19 protein-coding genes and 1 pseudogene are annotated in these 19873 nt (G+C 61.0%); 8 read left to right on the forward strand and 12 right to left on the reverse strand.

Annotated features, from left to right (window positions below; translation table 11 throughout):
- The 3 genes from ACV7JP_RS05020 to ACV7JP_RS05030 all read right to left on the reverse strand — a co-directional run bounded on the left by ACV7JP_RS05020 (window position 1) and on the right by ACV7JP_RS05030 (window position 1464).
- Complete coding sequence (locus tag ACV7JP_RS05020) at window positions 1-201, reverse strand: hypothetical protein (protein ID WP_457798136.1); 201 nt, start codon at window positions 199-201, stop codon at window positions 1-3.
- The gene (locus tag ACV7JP_RS05025) at window positions 198-1058 is read right to left on the reverse strand and encodes a ParB/RepB/Spo0J family partition protein (protein WP_457798137.1); all 861 of its coding nucleotides are present in this window, start codon (window positions 1056-1058) and stop codon (window positions 198-200) included. The genes ACV7JP_RS05020 and ACV7JP_RS05025 overlap by 4 nt, the downstream gene beginning before the upstream one ends.
- Window positions 1059-1167: 109 nt before the next feature.
- The gene (locus ACV7JP_RS05030; protein ID WP_457798138.1) at window positions 1168-1464 is read right to left on the reverse strand and encodes a helix-turn-helix domain-containing protein; all 297 of its coding nucleotides are present in this window, start codon (window positions 1462-1464) and stop codon (window positions 1168-1170) included.
- A 79-nt stretch (window positions 1465-1543) separates the two neighbouring features.
- Here ACV7JP_RS05030 and ACV7JP_RS05035 point away from each other — a divergent pair, with 79 nt between their 5' ends.
- The 4 genes from ACV7JP_RS05035 to ACV7JP_RS05050 all read left to right on the forward strand — a co-directional run bounded on the left by ACV7JP_RS05035 (window position 1544) and on the right by ACV7JP_RS05050 (window position 5589).
- A complete protein-coding gene (locus ACV7JP_RS05035; protein ID WP_457798139.1) occupies window positions 1544-2212 on the forward strand; it encodes a S24 family peptidase in 669 nt (222 codons plus the stop codon).
- Between the two features lie 13 nt (window positions 2213-2225).
- Complete coding sequence (locus tag ACV7JP_RS05040) at window positions 2226-2903, forward strand: hypothetical protein (RefSeq protein WP_457798140.1); 678 nt, start codon at window positions 2226-2228, stop codon at window positions 2901-2903.
- Between the two features lie 10 nt (window positions 2904-2913).
- Entirely contained in the window at window positions 2914-3390 is a 477-nt protein-coding gene (locus ACV7JP_RS05045; protein ID WP_457798141.1) for a hypothetical protein, read from the forward strand.
- A gap of 1626 nt (window positions 3391-5016) precedes the next feature.
- Complete coding sequence (locus tag ACV7JP_RS05050) at window positions 5017-5589, forward strand: transposase (protein ID WP_457798142.1); 573 nt, start codon at window positions 5017-5019, stop codon at window positions 5587-5589.
- On the opposite strand, the gene ACV7JP_RS05055 is transcribed toward ACV7JP_RS05050, so the two are convergent.
- The 8 genes from ACV7JP_RS05055 to ACV7JP_RS05090 form a co-directional block, all read right to left on the reverse strand.
- Window positions 5533-7224, reverse strand: coding sequence for an efflux transporter outer membrane subunit (locus tag ACV7JP_RS05055; protein WP_457798143.1), 1692 nt, complete (start codon window positions 7222-7224; stop codon window positions 5533-5535). The genes ACV7JP_RS05050 and ACV7JP_RS05055 overlap by 57 nt on opposite strands.
- Entirely contained in the window at window positions 7224-8348 is a 1125-nt protein-coding gene (locus ACV7JP_RS05060) for an ABC transporter permease (RefSeq protein ID WP_457798144.1), read from the reverse strand. Before ACV7JP_RS05060 ends, ACV7JP_RS05055 begins: the two co-directional genes overlap by 1 nt.
- 3 nt (window positions 8349-8351) lie before the next feature.
- Window positions 8352-11147, reverse strand: a complete 2796-nt coding sequence (rbbA, locus tag ACV7JP_RS05065) for a ribosome-associated ATPase/putative transporter RbbA (RefSeq protein ID WP_457799033.1) — start codon at window positions 11145-11147, stop codon at window positions 8352-8354.
- A gap of 22 nt (window positions 11148-11169) precedes the next feature.
- Complete coding sequence (locus ACV7JP_RS05070) at window positions 11170-12183, reverse strand: HlyD family secretion protein (protein ID WP_457798145.1); 1014 nt, start codon at window positions 12181-12183, stop codon at window positions 11170-11172.
- Between the two features lie 119 nt (window positions 12184-12302).
- Window positions 12303-13490, reverse strand: a complete 1188-nt coding sequence (locus tag ACV7JP_RS05075; protein ID WP_457798146.1) for an acetate/propionate family kinase — start codon at window positions 13488-13490, stop codon at window positions 12303-12305.
- Between the two features lie 11 nt (window positions 13491-13501).
- Window positions 13502-14281, reverse strand: a complete 780-nt coding sequence (gene fabI / locus ACV7JP_RS05080; RefSeq protein ID WP_457798147.1) for an enoyl-ACP reductase FabI — start codon at window positions 14279-14281, stop codon at window positions 13502-13504.
- 8 nt (window positions 14282-14289) lie between these two features.
- Window positions 14290-15243 (reverse strand): phosphate acetyltransferase, encoded by a 954-nt coding sequence (locus tag ACV7JP_RS05085; RefSeq protein WP_457798148.1) that lies wholly within the window; start codon window positions 15241-15243, stop codon window positions 14290-14292.
- Window positions 15243-17411 carry a DUF3141 domain-containing protein gene (locus tag ACV7JP_RS05090; protein ID WP_457798149.1) on the reverse strand — a complete coding sequence of 723 codons (2169 nt, stop codon included), beginning with the start codon at window positions 17409-17411 and terminating at the stop codon, window positions 15243-15245. Before ACV7JP_RS05090 ends, ACV7JP_RS05085 begins: the two co-directional genes overlap by 1 nt.
- A 231-nt stretch (window positions 17412-17642) precedes the next feature.
- Here ACV7JP_RS05090 and ppk2 point away from each other — a divergent pair, with 231 nt between their 5' ends.
- Window positions 17643-18497 (forward strand): polyphosphate kinase 2, encoded by an 855-nt coding sequence (ppk2, locus tag ACV7JP_RS05095; protein ID WP_457798150.1) that lies wholly within the window; start codon window positions 17643-17645, stop codon window positions 18495-18497.
- 95 nt (window positions 18498-18592) lie between these two features.
- Here the strand turns inward: ppk2 and ACV7JP_RS05100 are convergent, their stop codons facing one another.
- Window positions 18593-18769 (reverse strand): hypothetical protein, encoded by a 177-nt coding sequence (locus ACV7JP_RS05100; RefSeq protein WP_457798151.1) that lies wholly within the window; start codon window positions 18767-18769, stop codon window positions 18593-18595.
- Window positions 18770-19097: 328 nt separating this feature from the next.
- On the opposite strand from ACV7JP_RS05100, the gene ACV7JP_RS05105 reads away from it, so the two are divergent.
- The 3 genes and pseudogenes from ACV7JP_RS05105 to tnpB form a co-directional block, all read left to right on the forward strand.
- Window positions 19098-19319, forward strand: coding sequence for a transposase (locus ACV7JP_RS05105; RefSeq protein WP_457797106.1), 222 nt, complete (start codon window positions 19098-19100; stop codon window positions 19317-19319).
- A gap of 77 nt (window positions 19320-19396) precedes the next feature.
- Window positions 19397-19525: a hypothetical protein gene (locus ACV7JP_RS05110; protein ID WP_457797107.1), complete on the forward strand. Its 129-nt coding sequence runs from the start codon at window positions 19397-19399 to the stop codon at window positions 19523-19525.
- Window positions 19522-19842, forward strand: a pseudogene (tnpB, locus tag ACV7JP_RS05115) (IS66 family insertion sequence element accessory protein TnpB); the annotation flags it as partial. The gene ACV7JP_RS05110 and the pseudogene tnpB, both read left to right, overlap by 4 nt.
- Window positions 19843-19873: the final 31 nt, after the last annotated feature.

Raw genomic sequence — 19873 nt, forward strand, 5'->3', positions numbered from 1 at the left:
TCAGCGCGTCTCCTTTGATTGGAGACGTTCGACGGCGTCGAGGCCATCGTGGTCAGGATCGACGACTGCCCGCACGGCTGCGATCTTGAACCAGCCAGGGTTCACCAGACACATCCCGCAGAGGGAGTGATCTGCCCCCGGACAGAGGCCAAAACTGACGATGCGCCGGCCGCACTCGATGCAGTCAAATTCGCGCGTCATTCCTCGTCTCCCGCCTCGTCGTCATTGGCGGGAGCGTCGGAGGCCTTCGGCGCCGGCTCTTCGATCGTGACCTTCAGCTTGCGCCAGGTGGGCAGGATCGCGTCGAGGAACTTCTCGCGCGCCGCCTTCGGCGCGCGCGCCCAGGCGGCCTCGATCTTCGCGTAGGCCGCGTCGGTCGGGTCCGGCAGCGCGGGCGCGAGTCCCACCGCCTTGCGGGCGTTGAGCAGAGTCTTCGTCCCGCGCGCGATCGCGCCTGCGATCTTGATTTGCTGGTCGCGCGGCATCTTGGAGAGCGCCTCGATTTCCGAGGCGTTGTCGGCGATCGGCGAGCCCCTCAGCGCCGCAATGACCTCGGGCGCGAGGTTCCTGATGCGAGCTACTGAGCGCTCGATTGTGCGCTTGTTGAGGCCCGTCTTGCGGGCCGCGTCCTTGGAGAAGGCGATCAAAGCGACATTTTGTCGTTTTGATTTTCGGTCACCGCCGTGGGTCGCCGCATTCGGGCTCAGACGCTCGTAAAGCTCCTTTCGCCGCGCAAGGCTGATATCGCGCTCCAGCGGCGACAGGTCGTTGCGAAATAGATTTTCGTCGATTTCGTAGAGTTCGAGCTCTTCGTCAGACACCTCCTCGCCGACGACGCTGCAGTCGATCATCGTCCAGCCCAGCATCTTCGCGCCCTCATAGCGATGCTCGCCGGCGATGACGCGAAAGCGCTCGCCTTCCTGACGGACTAGAATGGGCTGCAACTGTCCCCGCTCGGCCATATTCGCGGCGATCGCCTCTGCCCAGGCTCGGTCGAGCGTGCGGATGCGGGTCTCGGGGACGAACAATTTATCGAGCGCAAGATTTCGGCGGTTCATGGGTCTCTTCGCAGCCTGTGAATGAAAAGCGCGGCGGGCCGAGGAGCCTGGGGCGGGAGCAGGCCCGCCGCGCGATCCGGGCGCTCAAGGGGGGCGCGCCCGGAAAGGGTCAGCCGTGATCAAGCGGCGGCGGCAGGGGCTTGTTGTCGGGCCCATACCAATCGGGAAACAGCTCGTGCAGCGTTGCCCCAATCGCGGCGGCGATGATCCGGTGGGACGGCGCCATATCGCGGGTGGTGAGCGCCTTGGAGAGCGTGCTGCGTTCGAGGCCGACGCGCTGGGCGAGCTTAGTGATGCGCGCCTCGCGATTTGCGAGCGCCGCGATAATGTCGGCCTGAGTCCAGACCCGGCGCGGGGCGGCGCCGGCGGTCGTATTTGGCGTCGGTCCAGGGGGCATGTTAAGCATTTCCGCAACTTCAACTTGTTGAAGGGTAGGACATTGGTGTCCTATCGTCAAGTCCATAGATGTCCTTGTGGAGACATGATTGTCCGACGGTGGGGAGGACCACAGAACGCCGCTCGCGAAGCGAATTGACGCCGCCATCCAGAGGGCTGGCGGAAAGTCCGCTTTTTCACGAATTTCAGGGATTTCCGTGCGGAATTTGACCCGCTACGCCAACGAAAACGTCGTGCCGGGCATGAAAATGATGGAGAAACTTGCCAAGGCCCTCAATATGGACGTCTCCGTCCTTATGGGAGAGGACGTTTCGGCTATTAGGCAGGACATAGATGTCTCTGACCCGATTTCGATTCCGCTGCTGTCCGTCACCGCGTCCGCCGGCCACGGCGCCAAAAACGACGCTCAACGCGGAGAAGCTTCCTTCTCGTTTTCACGCGCTCGCCTACGGGAACTCGGCGCGAACACAAGCCGCGTCGAGTTCATTAAGGCGCGCGGCGATTCCATGGAGCCGACGATCAAGGACGGCTCGATCGTCCTTGTCGATCGCTCCCAGAAAGAGATCGTGGGAGACGCGATCTATGTCGTCTCGATCGACGAAAACGTCCTTATTAAGCGGGTCCAGCGTCAAATAGACGGGACGCTCACGCTGATTTCTGACAATTCAGCCGTGTATCCTCCCCTACGTCTCTCAAAGGCCGATGCGGAGCAGCTCCGGGTGCACGGGCGCGTATTCTGGACGGAGCGGCTTTTGTAGGAGGAAAAATTACATGCGGCCGATCCTATACTTGTGTGGCTTGATATTAGCCGTTGCTTTCGGATACGCCCTCAAGCCCGAAAAGCAGGCGCCGGCGCCATCTTGCCCGCCGATCGAGGCGGCAAATAACGCTTCAGAGCCTTCGGTTGCCATTGCGCCGGCCTCGCCGACGCAGACTGAGACGGCCGCCGCCGCGCCCGAGCCCCCAGAGCCGCCGAAAGCCGCAGCGAACGTAAATGATGAGCGGCCCTCGGCAGATACGTCTGAGGATATGTCTGCCCGCCTTGAAAGAATCGCCGGCGCATTCGCATCATCTTCCGATTTTACAGCAATTTCTGCGGGCGACCTCTCTGTCCAGACCCATAAGTGGGACATGAAAATCCTTCAGGTCGAACTAAATTGCTTTTATGCCGACGTTGGAGACTTCAGATGCACTGGTCCGCGCAGCCGGGTCGATTTCACGGCGCTCTATCCAGACAGCGAGCGCAAAATGATCGAGCGGGACTGCGACACGATCGATAAGTCACAGACCAAAAAATGCAGGCGAACTCTGCGCTTTACCTATGAGGGGTTCGAGGAAATGGATGTCGGCGGGTTTCTCGGTAAGCTTACAGTCGCGCGCGCTGGCCTGAATTTAGGTGTGATTATGCCAGCTCGTGATCAACCGAAAGTCAAACGTGGCTCCAGATAGGAGGGGTCAGATGCGCTTCTTTCTCTCTTTTCTCACCATCGCCGCAATGCTCGGCGTCGCCCCGGCCTACGCGGCCTCGCCCCTAACGGCTGATAATTTCGGGGAGCGCTTCGAGGCGGCGCCTCTGGCACGAAGTTGGCGGGCGAATGCCTATAAAGGCGAGTGCAAGGACGGATATGGGCGAACCTGCTCTTATTCGGTCCAAACGACCACGCTCGACGTTCAGTCGCGAGAAGACGGCAAGGGGCTCCGATCGGTCACTATTAATTGTGCTGCTTGTAAGGGCGAGCACCTGATGGTCATTCTACCCATCGTCGTCAAGCTGGTTCTTCCCAAGGTTCCGCCGAGACAGGTGGGCGCATGCATGGATGCTTCGAGCCGCGCCATCGATACCCAGTCCACCGAGATCGTCGACCTCGGCGCCGCTCAGTTTATCGCCGCGCGTCGGGGTAAGGAGCTGACCATGACCGTCGCCTTTAAGGACTAATGCGTTCCCATCCGGGCGCTTGAGCCGCCTTTGGCCACAAAAAATCGCAACACGCTGTTTTACTTCGACATAGCAGCGATCTTTGGCCACTTTTGCGCATTTTGTCCACGCGCGAAGACTCGCCCCCCCCTCCCCGCGTCCCTCGCCGGAGCCCCGCCCCGGCGCATCCCCAATGAACGCAAACGGTTGCGCGCCGCCCGCCTGCGGCCGCCTTTGGCCACAAAACCCGCCAGATCGGCCAAAATCCGCCCGGAAGTGGCCAAATCCCCCACGCGGCCGAGTGCGAGATAACCCGTTGAAGACTTAGCGCCTTCGGCCGCCGATGGCCGGCCTAGCAGGGTGGCCAAAGATCATGACCCCCTACACCCCCGCGGAAAAAGATCGAATGGGGCATTGTAGACATGTCGTATTTTTGTGAGTAGTGGATCCTTTGCAGGCTTGTGGCAGAATAATTGCCACGAGGGGTTACACATCTTGCGCGTGCGGTTGAGACCGGCCATGAATAACTTTTGCGGGAGGACTGCACATGCATCGTCTAGCTGGAAAGGTCGACGTGGATAAAAACGCGAGCACTTGCAACTTGAGAATGATTAAGAGCGACGATAATCAGAAGGGGGATGGACAAGTAGGAACGCATGGCCAGCGCCGATCTTCAAAAACGCTGCGCGAGTGAGCGCCAAGGCTCACTCCTTTCAACATAGATCGCTGCTCATGACTGGCAATGAAAAAATCTTGAAGACCGACAACCATTTATTAAATCAGAGAGTTTTCTGCAAGCTCGCGGCAGAGGATCAACCTCACTAGTGCGAGAGCTAGGCTCGCCAAACCATCCCTTAATCAAAGGAGGCGCGACGCAAAATCAATAACAGGTGACAATGTTGCCATCGAACGAATATCCAGGCCCCTCCCATCCGTCGCATAACCAGCGATATCTCGGAGTCAATCTGCACCTCCAGAAGCCGTCGCGCCTTGGCGCGCCATCGAGGTAAATAACCCGGGCGCTAACGGGCTGGGGGACGAAATAATAGCCGCATCCCGCCTTGGCCGTTTGTGTTGAGCCAAAGCCAGCGACAATGAAAGCGATGAGAAGAATTTTCTTGACCACCTTATTCCCCTGAGGCGACCTGCTAGGGAAACGTCGTGATAGAGCAACGGTTCCCATTTCGATGATGAGGCTTATGCAGCTGCCTAAGTCTCGCCGATAACGCGATGCGAGGCCGTACGACACTAGAGCATCGCCTCTATATCCTTAGTGGCCCCATGCTTGGACAAGAGCGCCAAGCCCGACATAATCGTTGGAGCCAGTATCGAGGACGCAGAACCGTCGCTGTTCAATTATTTTGAACAAATCAACCATGCGTTCCGGCAAGGGCTCACGTATATCGTAATCTAATAAGCTGCATAGCGCGCCATCAAGGTGGTGCAGCAAGATGGCTCATAAGCCCCTTCACAGATGTCTTCTGGTAAATATTCCATGCCAAAGGTTATGAGCGTCAACAGATGCTCAAGCATTAGGGTGAAAGTCCTGCTCGGCGTCGCAAGCGATCTTCCGACACTTTGGACCTGACTCGTTAGCGTCACACCGCGCCGCAAGCGGTTGACTGAGAAGTCACGGGCGAACGAACTATGGAGTTTAATTGGCGCTACGCTGTTAGGGTCTCGGATCGAGCTCATTTTTTTGATGGCGCCAAATGGGGTTCTTTCCCGCTGCATCGGCCGCACGAAAGGCGGGTTGAACTCCAAGCTTCACGTCGTCTGCGACAGCGCCGGCAAGCCGCTCGTGTGTTGCTGACCGAAGATCAGATGAGCGACCACAAGGGCGCGCGGCTAATGCTCGACGCTCTCCCGCCCGCTTCCGTTATGATCGCCGACAGGGTTATGACAGCGACTGGTTCCGCGCGGCGCTCAAGAAGCGTGGGACAGAGCCCTGCATTCCATCTACCAAAAGCCGCAGGGCGCCACTCGATTACGATAAGGCTCTATTGCCACCGGCACAAGATCGAAAACCTCTTCGCAAAACTTAAGGACTTGCGGCGCATCGCCACACGCTACGATCGATGCGCCCACGCCTTCTTTTCGGCCATTCGCATCGCAGCAGCCGTCGCATTCTATCTCAATCAACGAGTCCTGAGCCTAGTCCTTTCATGGATTGGCCGGCCTTGCAGGCGGCATCGGCGCAGCCTCGTAATCTGGCGGTAACAGCAGTGGAGTTTGTCCCGCAGGGGTGGGCAAAGTCAAATCGGGCGTAGGCGGAGGGACCTGCGCAGGAAGCAGATTGCCCCAATCCGTGCGGCTGGCCATTTGCGCCTGCGTAACGGGCGGAACAACAGGTTTGCCCTCACGAATCTCCCAGCCGCCGCCAAGAGCTCTGTAGAGCGCGACGAGATTATTCGCGATGTCCGAGCGCGTCTGAGCCAGACGGTTGCGCTCATCGAGGAGCCGGGTCTGCGCATCCAGCACGCGCTGAAAATTCTCGGCTCCCTCCCGATACTGGATGAAGGAGAGTTCGACCGCCCGTTGTGCAGCGGCGACAGATCTGCGGAGCGACGCTGCGCTCTGCTGAGCTTTCAGGAACGCGATGAGCGCATCCTCTACTTCTCGGGCGGCCCTGATCACGGTGTCTTCGTAATTTACGAGGGTCTGCTGGAGGCGTGCGTCCTGAGCCCGGATGTTGTTGGCGATGCGGCCATAATTGAGAATGGACCACCGGAAGGATGGCCCTACTGTGAGGAACAAGCTACCCGGCGCGAACAGCTTGGCGATATCGGCTGACTCTACCCCGATTTCGCCGAACAGGAAGAAGCGCGGATAGAGGTCCGATTCGGCAATCCCAATGCGGGCGCTCTCGGCGGCGGCGTTCATCTCAGCCGCCCGAATGTCGGGACGCCGTCTGAGCAACTCGGCTGGCAGGCCAATGCTGACGCGCGGCGACGCGTAGGGGATTTGCTGTGCGCCATGCAGCAGCTTGTCCACGCCTCCCGGCGGTTGGCCGAGCAGGACGCTTAAAGCGTTCTTGGCTTGCTGCACGCCGGTCTGGAATTGCGGAATATTGGCGATCGTGTTCTCGAGCAAGGCTTTCTGCTGGGCGACGTCGAGCTCGGAAGTGGCGCCGGCGCGGAAGCGCGCCTGGGCGATCTGCAAGCCCTCTTTCTGCAGGCGCACGTTCTCGCGGGCGATCTCAAGAAGCGTTTCGAAGGTGCGGAGCGACACATAGGTCCGCGCCACCTCCGCGGTCAGCGAAACAAGGGCGTTGTCATAATCCGCGATTGAGCGCGACATGGTTGCATCGGCGGCCTCGACGCCCCGCCGGTAGCGCCCCCAGAAATCGATTTCCCAGGAAGCGTCCATCCCAATCGAGTAATCCGCAAAGTGGTGGGTGGGGAGCTGCGAGCGGTTTGCCGCCTGCTGGCTGACTTTGTTCCAGGTCGCCGAGCCCGTGCCTTCCTGCTGCTGTGGAAACATCTGCCCGATGGCGATCCCGAGCTGCGCGCGCGCTTCAAGAATGCGCAGGCCGACAATTTGCACCGGAAGGTTCTGTTCGGCGGCGAGACAAACAAGCCGGTCGAGCGTCGGGTCCTTGAAGGCCCGCCACCAGTTGCTCTTTACTTCCTTGTTGGAGACTCGCTTGTCTTTCTTCTCGATCCAGTTCTCTTGAACCGAGGCCTCCGGGGGCAGAAAGTCAGGACCAAGTGCGCAGCCGTTGAGCGCGAGCGCAAATCCGATCAAGGGCAGTCTTCGTTTCGTCCTCAGCGCCGCCAGCTTGCCGTTCAGATTGCGGAAATAGCGTTCTCCGGAGGTCGGTCGCCCGCCACTCTTGCGAAGGATCACGTTCATTATTTCGTCACCGCGATGGATTTACGGAACAGCGAAAGGCTGTAGCTGAAGAAAGCGAGGCCAACGGCCGCGACCATGGCGAATTGCGGCCAGACGGCCTCTATGCCGCCGCCGCGATAGATGATCTTCTGCGAGAAGCTCACAAAGTGCCGCGATGGCAGGAAGAAGGTCATATATTGCAGCCAGATCGGCTGGCTCTCGACGGGCGTGTTGCCGCCGGAGAGAAGCTGCAGCACCACCACCACCAGAATGATCAGCAGCGCGAATTGCGCCATGGATTGCGAGATGGTGCCGAGGAAGATGCCGAGCGCCGTGGCGAAAAAGAGATAGAGAAGGACCCCGGTGAACCAGAGCAGGATGGAGCCGGCGAAGGGCACTTCGAGCGCCTTCATCACGATCAGATAGAGCGAGGCCGCCGTCGCCAGCAGGATGACGAGGCTGTTCGCCCATACTTTCGCCATAGCGATTTCAAAAGCCGACAGCGGCATCACGAGCAAGTGCTCCAGAGTGCCATGCTCGCGCTCTCGGATGACGGCTGCGCCGGTCAGAATGATGGTGAGCATCGTCACCTGATTGATGATGCCGACCACGCTCGCGAACCAAGAGGTGACGCCATTCGGGTTAAAGAGACGGCGAATAACGAGATTGATCGGCTGCGGCGTCGCGCCGCTCGCGCGGCTGAAGAAAGAGGTCACGCGCTGATTGATGATATTCTTGATATAGCCGGCGCCGATTGCGGCCTGCTGCATGGCCGTGGCGTCGATGCTGAGCTGAATGTCGGGATGGCGCCCCGTGCGCAGGTCGGATTCGAAGCGCGGCGGGATGGTGACGACAAACATGAAGCGACCTTCGTCCATCGCCGTTTCCACCTCGGAGGCGTCGATCAGCTCCGGCTCCTGAAAGCGGGGCGGATAGAAGGCGTTGATCAGCTCCTTTGAGAGAGCGGAATGATCCTCGTCGACAAAGGCGATCGAAGCGTTGTTCACCTCGCTCGATGTGCCGGTCGCCTGGATATAGATCGTGCCGGTGAAGGCGTAGGCGACGAAAAACATCATGACGAGATCGCTGCCGAGGCTGCGCAGCTCCTTGACCCCGAGGTAAAAGATGTTGAGCAGGGATTTCATCGCCTATTTCTCCTGCTTCCTGAGCGCAAGCGTGCTTACGGCCCACAGAACGGGAATGCAGCAGGCGAGGAAAATCACGTCCTGCATGAGGAGATCGGCGCCGAGCCCCTTCGTGAAGGCGCCCTTGCTCGCATGCATGTAATAGGTCGTCGGCCAGATCGTGCCGACCATCTTGGCGCGGCCCGCGAGCGTCGAGACCGGTTGCAGGAGTCCGGAGAACTGAATGGTCGGGACCAGGGTGATGATCGCCGTAATGAAGACAGCGGCGACCTGGCTCGACACGAATGTGGAAATAACGAGCCCGAGGCCCGTCGTCGCGGTCACGTAGAGGAGCGTGATAAGCGTGAGCATCAGGAAGCTCCCCTTGATCGGAATGCCGAACACCACAATCGCCATAATGACGAGGATGAAGTAATTCAGCATGCCGATGACGATATAGGGGAGCTGCTTGCCAAGCAGATATTCGAGACGTCCGGTGGGCGTCACATAGAAATTGATGATCGACCCCAGCTCCTTCTCGCGAACGACGCTGATCGCCATCAGAATGGCGGGGATGAGAATGAGCAGGATCGGCGGAACGCTCGGGACCATCGCATAGACGCTCTCGAACGTCGGATTGTACATATAGCGGTCCTGGAAGTTCGCCCGGTATTTCGGCGGCTTCAGATCCAGCCCGTTGGCCGGATCCTGCAAGGCCTTGTCCTGAACGCCCTGCACATATTGAGAGACGGTCTCGCCGCGGAAAGTGTTGGCGCCGTCGACCTGCGCCAGCACCTCGGGACGGGCGTTCTTGCGAAGATCGTGCCCGAAATTCGGAGGGATCTCGACGACGAGGGAGATGTCGTCCGACTGAAGGCGCTTCAGCGAATCCTCCGCCGAGCCGACGGGCCGGGTTTCGCGAAAATAGCGCGGCGTTCCCGCGAATTGCTGAAGATAGGCGCGGCTCTCGGGGGACTGATCCTGGTCGAACGCCGCATAGCGGACATGCTCGACATCCGTCGTGATGCCGAAGCCGAAGACGAGCATCAGAAGCGCGGAGCCGACAAAGGCGAAAGCCAGGCGCACGGGATCGCGCAGGATCTGCATCGCCTCATTGGCGCTGTAGGCGAGCATGCGCCCGATGCGCAGCGCCATGCCGGAGAGATGCCGCGGCTCCGGCTTTTCCAGCGCCTTGTCGGCCGCCGCGGCGGCGGCTTCCTCGGCCTTGCCGGCGGCGGCGGCGCCGATGGCGTCCTCCATATAGCCGATGAAGGCCTCTTCCAGCGTCGCCGCGCCGCGCGCTTCGATCAGCTTCTGCGGGTCGTCGCAGGCGAGCACCTTGCCGGCGTTCATCAGGGAGATGCGGTCGCAGCGCATCGCCTCGTTCATGAAGTGGGTGGTGACGAAGATCGTGACGCCCTGATTGCGCGAGAGGTCGATCAACAATTCCCAGAAACTGTCGCGCGCCACCGGATCGACGCCCGAGGTCGGCTCGTCGAGAATGAGCAGCGGCGGGTCATGCAGAACGGCGACGGCCAGCGACAGGCGCTGGCGCAGGCCCATGGGCAGATCGCCGGCCAGCGCGTCCATATAGGGGCCGAGGCCGAATTTCTCGACGAGCTGCTCAATGCGCTCCTGCGCCTTTTTCGGCTCGATGTGATAGAGCCGCGCGTCGAGCACCAAATTCTGGCGCACGGTCAATTCGCCGTAGAGCGAGAAGGCCTGCGTCATATAGCCGATATTGTTGCGCACCTCGATGCTGCCGGCCTCGACCGACTGGCCGAAAAGCGTCGCCGAGCCTTCGGTCGGCGGCAGCAAGCCGGTGAGCATCTTCATCGTCGTCGACTTGCCGCAGCCGTTTGAGCCGAGGAAGCCGAAGATTTCGCCGCGCTCGATCGTCAGCGTCACATGGTCGACGGCGACGAAATCGCCGAAGCGGCGCGTGAGCCCCTTCGCGTCGATGGCGATTTCCTTCTTGCCCTCGGGGCGCGGCGGAATCGTCAGCTCGACATGGCCCGTGCGCTTCTCCTCCGGCAAAAGCTGGATGAAGCATTTCTCGAGATCGCTCGTGCCCGTGCGCGCCATCAGCTCGGCGGGCGTGCCGGTCGCCAGCACCTTGCCGGCGTCCATGGCGACGATCCAGTCCCATTGCTGGGCTTCGTCCATATAGGCCGTCGAGATGATGACGCTCATGCTCGGCCGGCCGGCGCGGATGTCGTCGATCAGCGTCCAGAACTGGCGGCGCGACAGCGGATCGACGCCCGTCGTCGGTTCGTCGAGAATGAGCAGATCGGGCTCGTGCACCAGCGCGCCGCAGAGGCCAACCTTTTGCTTCATGCCGCCGGACAGCTTGCCGGCAGGACGGTCCGGGAATGGCCCGAGGCCCGTGGCGTCGAGCAGCTCCTTCACTTTCGCGGGCCGCTCGGCGGCCGACAGGCCGAAGAGCCGCGCCATGAAGTCGACATTCTCTTTGACGCTCAGCTCAAAATAGAGATTCTTGCCCAAGCCCTGCGGCATATAGGCGATGCGCGGGCAGGCGTCGCGGCGGTGCCGCGCGTCGGCCATGTCGCCGCCAAGCGCGATCACCTTGCCTTGCTGGATTTTCTTCGAGCCCGCGATCAGGGCCATCAGCGTCGATTTGCCCACGCCGTCCGGCCCGATGATGCCGACCATGAGGCCGGCCGGGATGTTGAGCGACAGATCGTCGACCGCGATGGCGGCCCCGTAGCGATGGGTGACGCCGGAAACGGAAACGACCGGCGCGCGCTCCGAAGGGTTTTGCTCTTCCGGCCTCGTCGCCTGAAGCGCCTTCGCACTCATGGCCTGCGAGGCCTCGCGCGCGTCAACGCTGGGCATTCTTGCCCGCCGTTTCCGGGGGCGCGGCCGCGCTCTGCAGCCAGGCGGGCCATTCGACGGCTGGATCGAGCTTCACATAGCCGACGCCGCGCACGCCAGTTTTGACGTAGTCGATATAGGAGCTGACGATTTTTTCAGGCACTTTGATCTTCACGCGAAACATCAGCTTTTCGCGCTCGCTCTTCGTCTCGACCTGCTTGGGCGTGAATTGCGCTTCCGGCGAAACGAAGCTGACCAGGCCGGGGACCGCACGGCCCGGCGTATGGTCGCCGACGATACGCGCTTCTGCGCCGAGCTTCACTCTCGTGGCGTCGGCGGACGGAAGAAAAATCTCCATATAGACGTCTTCGAGATTGACGAGCGTCATCGCCTTGCCGCCGGCGCCGAGCACCTCTCCGACCTCGGCCAGCTTGTAGAGCACGCGGCCGAGAATGGGCGAGTGGAGAGTTGCGTCGTCGATTCGCGTCTGGATCGTCGTGACCTTCGCCTTCGCGACATTCACTTCCTGCTGGATCGTCCGCAGCTTGGCTTCTTCTTCCTGTAGCGCGGCGGTTGTCGTCTTCAGCGTCGTGTTGCGCACGTCGAGCTCGCGCTGGGACCCGGCGCGCTGGGCGACAAGATTCTTGCTGCGATTGACTTCAACCCTGGCGAGCTCGATCTGGGCCTTGCTGCGCGCGATCGTCGCCTTGGCGACCGCTTCTTTCTCCTGCGTGGCGACGACGTTGAGCTTGGCTTCCTCGAGCTGGGCCTGCAAAGTGTTGGTGTCCATCTGCACCACCACGTCGCCCGGCTTCACAAGGTCGCCCTCCTCGTAGAAGATCTGTTTGACGCGCAGCGATTCCTTCGGCGCGATGTCGACGAGCTTGGCTTCGAGGCGTCCATTGCCGGAGGCGATGCCGGCGGGCAGCGCGTTCTGCTTTTCCTGCCAATATTGATAGCCGAAGAACGCCCCAACCCCGATGACGGCTGCCGCAATCAACAGCGTGGTTTTTCCTGCCATCTAAGCCATTCCCCATTGCGGCGTTACAGCCAGAAGCTTGGCCATTCGCCGACTCAATCGTAGTTTAACAGCTTCTTAAGACCGTAGCTCCACTAATGATTCCTTTTTTTAACAGAATATCAGGCGGCGAAATCCCGAGAGCAGGCAATCCGCCACGCGCTTTTCGCAATCTCAAGTTCTTCGTTCGTCGGAATGACGAGTATCGCGACTCGAGAGCCTTCACTTGAGGCAAGTATTTCGCCGCGGCGATTTGCTTCGCCATCAAGGACCACGCCCAGCCAGCCGCAACCCGCAGCGACTTCCGCGCGGGTCTCGGGGTCGTTTTCGCCGATGCCGCCGGTGAAGACGATGGCGTCGAGGCCGCCAAGCGCGGCTGCAAGCGAGCCGATCTCGCGGACGATGCGATAAACGAAAAGCGCGATCGCCTCCCTGGCCGTCGACTGGGAGGAGGCGCGTAGCGTGCGCATATCGGAAGATATGCCCGAGACGCCGAGCAGGCCCGATTTGCGATAAATCAAGTCTTCGAGATCACGGGCGTTGAAGCCGAATTGGTCGATCATATGGAGCAGAACTCCAGGGTCGATCGCGCCGCAACGCGTGCCCATGACGAGGCCGTCGACAGCGGTGAAACCCATTGTGCTCGCGACGCTCTTGCCGTCCTTCATGGCGCAGAGGCTCGCGCCATTGCCGAGATGCGCTACGATCACGCGCCCCTTGGCGATGTCCGGCGCGATCTCCTTCAATCTGCTGGCGACATATTCATAGGAGATGCCGTGGAAGCCATAGCGCCGCACGCCGGCCTGCGAATATTGCCGCGGGATCGCGAAAGCTTGAGCGATGGGCGGCTGGCTCGTATGGAATGCCGTGTCGAAGCAGGCGACTTGCGGGAGCAGCGGATGCTCGGCGAGCAAGGCTCGAATCACCGCGAGGTTATGCGGCTGATGTAGCGGCGCCAGCGGAACAAAGGCGGCGAGCTTTTCGACGCAGGCTTCGGTCACGCGCGCGGGCGCGGAAAATTCGCCGCCCCCATGCACGACGCGATGACCCACGACCGCTATATCCCCGCCGTCGAGCCAGGGGGCGGCGATGCGCATCATGGCGCGCGTCGCGGCGGCGTGATCGAAGCCGTCAGGCGGCAGGTCTTCTTTTAAAACGGTCTCACCGCCAGGGCCGGACAACTTGGCGCGAGGCGTCGCGCCGATCCCTTCGATGAGGCCCTTGAGTCGGAGCGCTGGCGCTTCTAAAGCGCCGAAGATTGCAAACTTGATGCTCGAAGAACCGGCGTTGACGACGGCGATGGCGGACATTTTCTCTCCCGTCAGGCCACGATGCTGGCGCCGCTGTCGATATAGACCGTGTCGCCCGTGAGCCTGTGGGCGAAGGGCGTCGCGAGATATGCGCAGGTCCAGCCCACATCCATAATGTCGATCAACTCGCCGAGAGGCGCCTTGGAGGCGGCTTCATTCAGCATGAGGTTGAAGTCCTTGAGGCCGGAGGCCGCGCGCGTCTTCAACGGGCCGGGCGAGACGGGATGGACGCGAACGCCTTTCGGTCCGAGTTCATAGGCGAGATAGCGGCATGCCGATTCCAGCGCAGCCTTGACTGGCCCCATGACATTGTAATTGGGAACGACGCGGTCGGCGCCGATATAGCTCATGGCGAACATCGCGCCGCCATCCGTCATCAACGGCGCTGCAAGGCGGGCCATGCGGATGAAGGAGTGGCACGAGATGTCCATGGCCTTGGCGAAGCCTTCCGCCGAGCAATCGAGCAGCCCGCCCTGCAAATCTTCCCTCGGCGCGAAGGCGATGGAATGAACGAGAATGTCGAGCCGTCCCCATCGGTTTGAAATCAGCTTGAAGACCGCCTCGAGTTCGCCGGGCCTGGTCACGTCGAGCGGCGCCAGAATGTCCGCGCCAAGCGCCTTCGCAAGCGGCTCGACATGCGGCCGCGCCTTGTCGTTCAGCCAGGTGACGGCGATTTCGGCCCCCGCGGCGCGAAAAGCCTTCGCGCAGCCATAAGCAATCGATTGATCGTTGGCCACGCCGACGACGAGCGCCTTTTTGCCTGCAAGAACCTGCGCGACTCCCGTCTGCATGGCGGCGCTCAGCTCCGCTTCGCCGCCGCGTCGCGGCGTGATTGGACGAGAAGCGCGGCCACCGCGCAGGAGGCGAGACGGGCGATGAGCGAGTCGGCGCGGCTCGTGAGGATCACCGGAACGCGCGCGCCGAGCACGACGCCGGCGCTGTCCGCGCCCGCAAGGAAGGTGAGGCTTTTGGCAAGCATATTGCCGGCTTCGAGATCGGGAACCACCAACACATTGGCTCGGCCGGCGACGGGCGATACGATCTTCTTCGTCGCCGCCGCCTCGTCGTCGATGGCGTTGTCGAGCGCAAGTGGGCCGTCGACAAGGGCGCCAGTGATCTGGCCCCGGTCGGCCATCTTGCTCAGCATGGCCGCGTCCATCGACGACTGCACTTTTGGATTGACCGTCTCCATGGCCGAAAGGACGGCCACGCGCACTTCGGGAAACCGTAGCGCATGGGCAAGATCTACGGCGTTCTGCACGATGTCGACCTTCTCTTCGAGCGTGGGCGCAATATTCACGGCGGCGTCGGTGATGATGAGCGGGTCCGGATGGCCCGGCACGTCCATGACGAAGCAGTGACTGATGCGGCGCGACGTGCGAATGCCGGTCTCGCGCGCGACGACGGCGGACATCACTTCGTCCGTATGCAGGCTGCCCTTCATCAGCGTATCCGCTTCGCCATTGCGGACAAGCTCGACCGCCTTGGCCGCCGCGTCATGGCTATGCGCCGAGTCGACAATCCTCACAGCGCCGATCTCGGCGCCGAATTGAGCGGCGACCTCCCGAATGCGCGCCGCCGGCCCGACCAATATGGGCTCAATCAGTTTGAGCCGCGCCGCTTCCATTGCGCCCTTGAGCGATACCTCGTCGCAAGGATGCGCCACAGCGGTTGCGATGGGACCGGCGCCCGACGCGGCTTCGATCAACCGGTCATATTTTTCATGGGCTTCAGGCTTGGTAGCAGACTTCATCAGGCCACCTTGCTTGTCTTGAGGTCGGGAAGGACGCCGATATGCGCGTCCACAAGGCCGAACGCTTCCCTGACGCGGTCGAAGCGCGTCATCTGGTCTGGAAGAAGAACGCCGTCAGCTGTCGCGAGGTCATAGACCGTGCCGAGCAGCCTCCTCCGGCGCTCTGTGTCCTGCGGCAGCATTTTTGAGATCGCATCGAGAGCGGTGGCGGAATCGGCCCGTAACAAGGAGGCTTGTGTGCTCATCATCTCCTTGAGCTCACGCATGCTCACCCGTTCTCCCTCGGGCGCGCTCCTGCGTAACGCTTCTATGGCGTTGAAATGACGCTCATCGGCGCCTTCGCCCGCCTGGATATAGAGCAACGCCCTCAACCCCGCTTCAATCGGCCCGCCCCGCGACATGGCCGCGTCCATGAGCGCTGAGGCCTTGGGAGCCTCGATCGCGATCGCATCCGCTTCTGATCCGGCCGGCGCAATTCCTACCGCCGTCTGCAGCCACGGCGCGCCATAGACTGACAGGAAGATGTTTTCCGTCACGGCCTCGCGCCATTTGGCGAAGATGTCGAGATTCGTGACGATCCACGAGGAAGCCATCTTCTCGAAAGCCAAATAGGGATTATCCGGCTCGACGGGATGGCGGTTCGCCTTGATCTGTTCCGCCGCGAGGGCGATCGGCCGCATGGCGGGATTGCGGTCGCTGAAGGCGCGGAAAGCCACGCGATTTGGGTGCGTCTCGCGCAGGAATTCGGCGGTCGCGGGCGTCGAAAGCGCCTGTACGGTTGGTTGCAGGAAGCGCTCATAGGCCGCTTTATTGATCTCGGAAACCCGGGCGACCGTCTCGAAGCGGCGCTCGTCTGCGTCGTCATTACAGCCCAGCGCGCGTATGTCGTCGAGCGTCCTCGGCGAAAGCTTTGCAATATATTTGCCTGAGATCAGCTCCGCATGGGACGCTGCGGGGTCGGCTTCCGTCAGGACTATTTCGTAGAGGCCCGGCGGCATTACGTTGATCAGGTCGATGTTGAAGACGAACTCTTCATGCTCCTTCTTGGCGACCTTGCCGGAGACGAAGATGCCGAGATGTCCGACGCTCGGATGCAGGCAGTAGGCGATCGTCTGGCCATTGGCGATGATGTCGCCGACATCCTTATAGAGATCGAGCAGCCAATCGAGCGCCTGCTGGGGCGGCGTGATATCATCGCCGAACGAGCAGAAGACGATGATCGGGGATTTGATCTTGCGCAAATCGACGGCTTCGCCGCCCATCACGATTTCACCGGCCGCGAGACGGTTGCCGACGAAGAGGTCGTCGACGATGAACTGGATTTCCTCGCCATTCAGCAGCACGGGATTGCCCCACCATTTCTCGAATTCGAGATAGCGTGGCCCTTCCGTATCGACCTTCGAATAAACATTATACTGCTTGGTCCAGAGCGTATTGGACGGATTGTTGGACTCGAAGTTCGAGATCAGCCAGGCGCCGTCGAAGACGCCGTCGCCGAGATCGCTCGTGAACTCGGTGAGCCATGTCCCGCCCAGCATCCCGCCGAGATAGCGCATGGGATTCTTGCCGCGGACGCCGGCCCAATAGGAAAGCGGCGTTCCGGCGACGAGGATCGGGCCAGGTAGGTCGGGCTCCAAAGCCGCCATCATCATGATCTGCCAGCCTGCCTGGCAATTGCCGATGAGAACCGGCTTGCCGTCGGCGGTCGGATGCCGTTCAATGACCTTGCGGACGAACTGCGCTTCCGCGCGGCAGACATCTTCGATTGTCTGGCCGGAGACAGGGTGCGGCAGAAAGCCGACGAAATAGCAAGCATGGCCGGCCCGCAGGGCGACGCCAATTTCGCTGTCGTGCTTCATTCCGCCAATGCCGGGCCCATGGCCGGCGCGCGGGTCGAAAACGATGAAGGGCCGTTTGTCCGGATCTATCGCGACGTCCCCCGGCGGGACGATGCGCACAAGGGCGTAATTGACGGGCTTTCGCAGCGCACGCCCGTCAATGAGGACCTCCGCGTCAAAATTCAGAACATGTGGCGCGATGCGAGCGCTCTGCGCGAGATAATCATTGCCTCGGCGACGAAGGATATCCAGGAAAAGAATCGAACGCTCACAGGCGTCGCGCCAATAGTCGAATAGAAAGTTTGTAGAAGGGAGGACGGTCTCAGCCATACGCCATTCCTCACTGCGCACGCCCGGACGAGCGGGACCGGTGCCGCAATGCACAAGAGTCTATCAGACCGTTGCAGATCGCAAAAGTCTGACAAACCTTCGTCTATGGAGGACGGCGAAGCTCACGCCAGTTTGGCTGCGTGACCCGAATTCAAAACGTTCCGATAGCCGCCCCGCGCAGCCAGCGTTATCTTTATTTCGCGTAACGACGTCTCGGGCGCGGAGCGGGCCATGGGCAAGAAGAATAAGGCGAAGGGCAAAGGCAAGGGGGCGGGCGCGCCCCTTGATGTCGCGGCGACGCAATCAGGGGCGCCGGAAAAGCTGCCGCGCAAAACCTATGAGGCCGAGCTTGCGCGGCTGCATGTCGAGCTCGTGCAACTTCAGGAATGGGTTCGGCAAGAGCAAAAAAAGATTTGCATCTTATTTGAAGGGCGCGACGGCGCCGGAAAAGGCGGGGTCATCAAAGCTCTGACCGAGCGCGTCAGCCCCCGGACATTCCGCGTCATTGCGCTGCCCGCGCCGACGGAGCGCGAGAAGTCTCAAATGTATATTCAACGCTATCTGCCGCATCTTCCTGCGGGAGGCGAGATCGTGATTTTCGACCGTAGCTGGTACAATCGCGCGGGCGTTGAACGCGTGATGGGCTTCTGCACGGAAAAGCAGGTCGAAGGATTCTTGAGCGCCGCGCCGAAGGTCGAACAGGCGATCGTGGAGTCGGGCGTCATTCTCCTGAAATATTGGCTGGAAGTCAGTCCCGGGGAGCAGACGAAGCGTCTCGACGACCGCATCAATGACGGCCGTAAGCTTTGGAAGCTGACTGAAATGGACGTGAAATCCTATGCGCTTTGGGACGAATATACGCGCGCTCGGGACGACATGTTCGCCGCGACCCATACGCCATGGGCGCCCTGGCATGTCGCGAAATCAGACGACAAGAGGAGCGCGCGGCTAAACGTTATCACTCATATCCTCAGCGCAATTCCATACGAAAATACGCCGAAGCGCAAGATCGAGTTGCCCAAGCGCAAGATCGACGAGAGCCTTGGCGTCGATTATGCGCCAATGCTTATCCTCGAGGCCTTTTGATATCATAACGAGCATTTGAGACCACAACAGGACGACGTGCGGAGCTTCAGAGGCGGCCAATCGCACGCCTCTAAATGGCTTAGAAGGAGCTGTCACTAAATCCCGCGCGCCGCGCCAATCATTAAAGATACGACGCCAGCGCCAAAGGCTATGATAGAAATAGCGGCGAGACGTAGGCCCACCTTCCTGCCGCCGATAGCCCAACCCGTGCCGACCTTGACGACGAAGTTGGAGAGGATAGCAAGCAAAACCGCCAGCGCGGCGGATTTCAAAGCCGATCCCTGCTGCGCCAAAGCGCGCAATTGTCAGAGAAATGGCGTCGACGTCCGCAATACCTGAGATTATTGCAAGCACGAAGGCGCCGGCGCTGCCGGAGAATTTAGGCGCGATCTTCGAGAGAGCCTAGCTTCCGCTATCATCTTAAGAACCTTTGGCTGATCCTCAGTCAAAATGTGCTTCGATCTTCAACTGATTGATGTACGGAAAGGCGAAGTTATAGGGTAAGCGCTGTTCTGCTCCCACCTGTTTTGAGCGAGCGGTAGGGACGATAATCGGAGCGATAGAGGGCTCCGACACATGTCGATTTCAGAGCGTAAACATATGCCGGAGCCTGAAGCGTTTCCGGCGCGGCGGATCGAGGTCTTCACGGGCTCGGGGCGTCGGAGGACGTGGGGCGCGGATCAGAAAGCGGCGATTGTCGCTGAGAGCTTCGCGGAGGGCGCGAGCGTTTGTGAAGTGGCGCGGCGGCATGGTCTGACGCCGCAGCAGCTTTTACGTGGCGTCGTCAGGCGCGCAAAGAGACCGAGGCTCGCGAGGACGTAGGCGCGCCGCCATTGTTCGTTCCCGCAGTCACGCAAGGGCCTGCGCCCGCGCCGCTCACCAAACGCGAACGACGCGCTGTGCGCCAGGAAGTCGATTCGACGCCGACGATCGAACTTGAAGTTGATGGCGTCACGGTTCGGGTCGGACGCGGCGCGCAAGCAAAGACCATCGCTGCGGTGATCCGGGCGTTGAAAGCCGCCAAATGATCGGTCCGACGGGCGCGGTGCGCGTGATGGTGGCGACGAAGCCGGTCGACTTCCGCAAGGGCGCGGAGGGTCTCGCGGCGCTGGTGCGCGAGACGATACAGTGCGATCCCTTCGACGGCGCGATCTACGTCTTTCGCGCGAAGAGGGCGGACCGCATCAAGCTTGTCTTCTGGGACGGCACGGGTGTGTGCCTCTTCGCCAAGCGACTGGAGGACGGCGAGTTCCGCTGGCCGAAGATCGAAGACGGGGTGATGCGGTTGTCGGCGGCGCAATTTTCGGCGCTGCTGGAGGGGCTAGACTGGCGGCGCGTACTGCGCGAAGGAGACGTCGGCGCCGGCCTTGTCGGGA

It is taken from the genome of Methylocystis sp. S23, assembly GCF_054106005.1.

Excerpts from the sequence above, each read along its gene's own strand:
- ACV7JP_RS05020 (WP_457798136.1), bottom strand. The coding sequence starts at position 201 with ATGACGCGCGAATTTGACTGCATCGAGTGCGGCCGGCGCATCGTCAGT.
- ACV7JP_RS05025 (WP_457798137.1), bottom strand. The coding sequence starts at position 1,058 with ATGAACCGCCGAAATCTTGCGCTCGATAAATTGTTCGTCCCCGAGACC.
- ACV7JP_RS05030 (WP_457798138.1), bottom strand. The coding sequence starts at position 1,464 with ATGCTTAACATGCCCCCTGGACCGACGCCAAATACGACCGCCGGCGCC.
- ACV7JP_RS05040 (WP_457798140.1), top strand. The coding sequence starts at position 2,226 with ATGCGGCCGATCCTATACTTGTGTGGCTTGATATTAGCCGTTGCTTTC.
- ACV7JP_RS05045 (WP_457798141.1), top strand. The coding sequence starts at position 2,914 with ATGCGCTTCTTTCTCTCTTTTCTCACCATCGCCGCAATGCTCGGCGTC.
- ACV7JP_RS05050 (WP_457798142.1), top strand. The coding sequence starts at position 5,017 with ATGGAGTTTAATTGGCGCTACGCTGTTAGGGTCTCGGATCGAGCTCAT.
- ACV7JP_RS05055 (WP_457798143.1), bottom strand. The coding sequence starts at position 7,224 with ATGAACGTGATCCTTCGCAAGAGTGGCGGGCGACCGACCTCCGGAGAA.
- ACV7JP_RS05060 (WP_457798144.1), bottom strand. The coding sequence starts at position 8,348 with ATGAAATCCCTGCTCAACATCTTTTACCTCGGGGTCAAGGAGCTGCGC.
- rbbA (WP_457799033.1), bottom strand. The coding sequence starts at position 11,147 with ATGAGTGCGAAGGCGCTTCAGGCGACGAGGCCGGAAGAGCAAAACCCT.
- ACV7JP_RS05070 (WP_457798145.1), bottom strand. The coding sequence starts at position 12,183 with ATGGCAGGAAAAACCACGCTGTTGATTGCGGCAGCCGTCATCGGGGTT.
- ACV7JP_RS05075 (WP_457798146.1), bottom strand. The coding sequence starts at position 13,490 with ATGTCCGCCATCGCCGTCGTCAACGCCGGTTCTTCGAGCATCAAGTTT.
- fabI (WP_457798147.1), bottom strand. The coding sequence starts at position 14,281 with ATGCAGACGGGAGTCGCGCAGGTTCTTGCAGGCAAAAAGGCGCTCGTC.
- ACV7JP_RS05085 (WP_457798148.1), bottom strand. The coding sequence starts at position 15,243 with ATGAAGTCTGCTACCAAGCCTGAAGCCCATGAAAAATATGACCGGTTG.
- ACV7JP_RS05090 (WP_457798149.1), bottom strand. The coding sequence starts at position 17,411 with ATGGCTGAGACCGTCCTCCCTTCTACAAACTTTCTATTCGACTATTGG.
- ppk2 (WP_457798150.1), top strand. The coding sequence starts at position 17,643 with ATGGGCAAGAAGAATAAGGCGAAGGGCAAAGGCAAGGGGGCGGGCGCG.
- ACV7JP_RS05105 (WP_457797106.1), top strand. The coding sequence starts at position 19,098 with ATGCCGGAGCCTGAAGCGTTTCCGGCGCGGCGGATCGAGGTCTTCACG.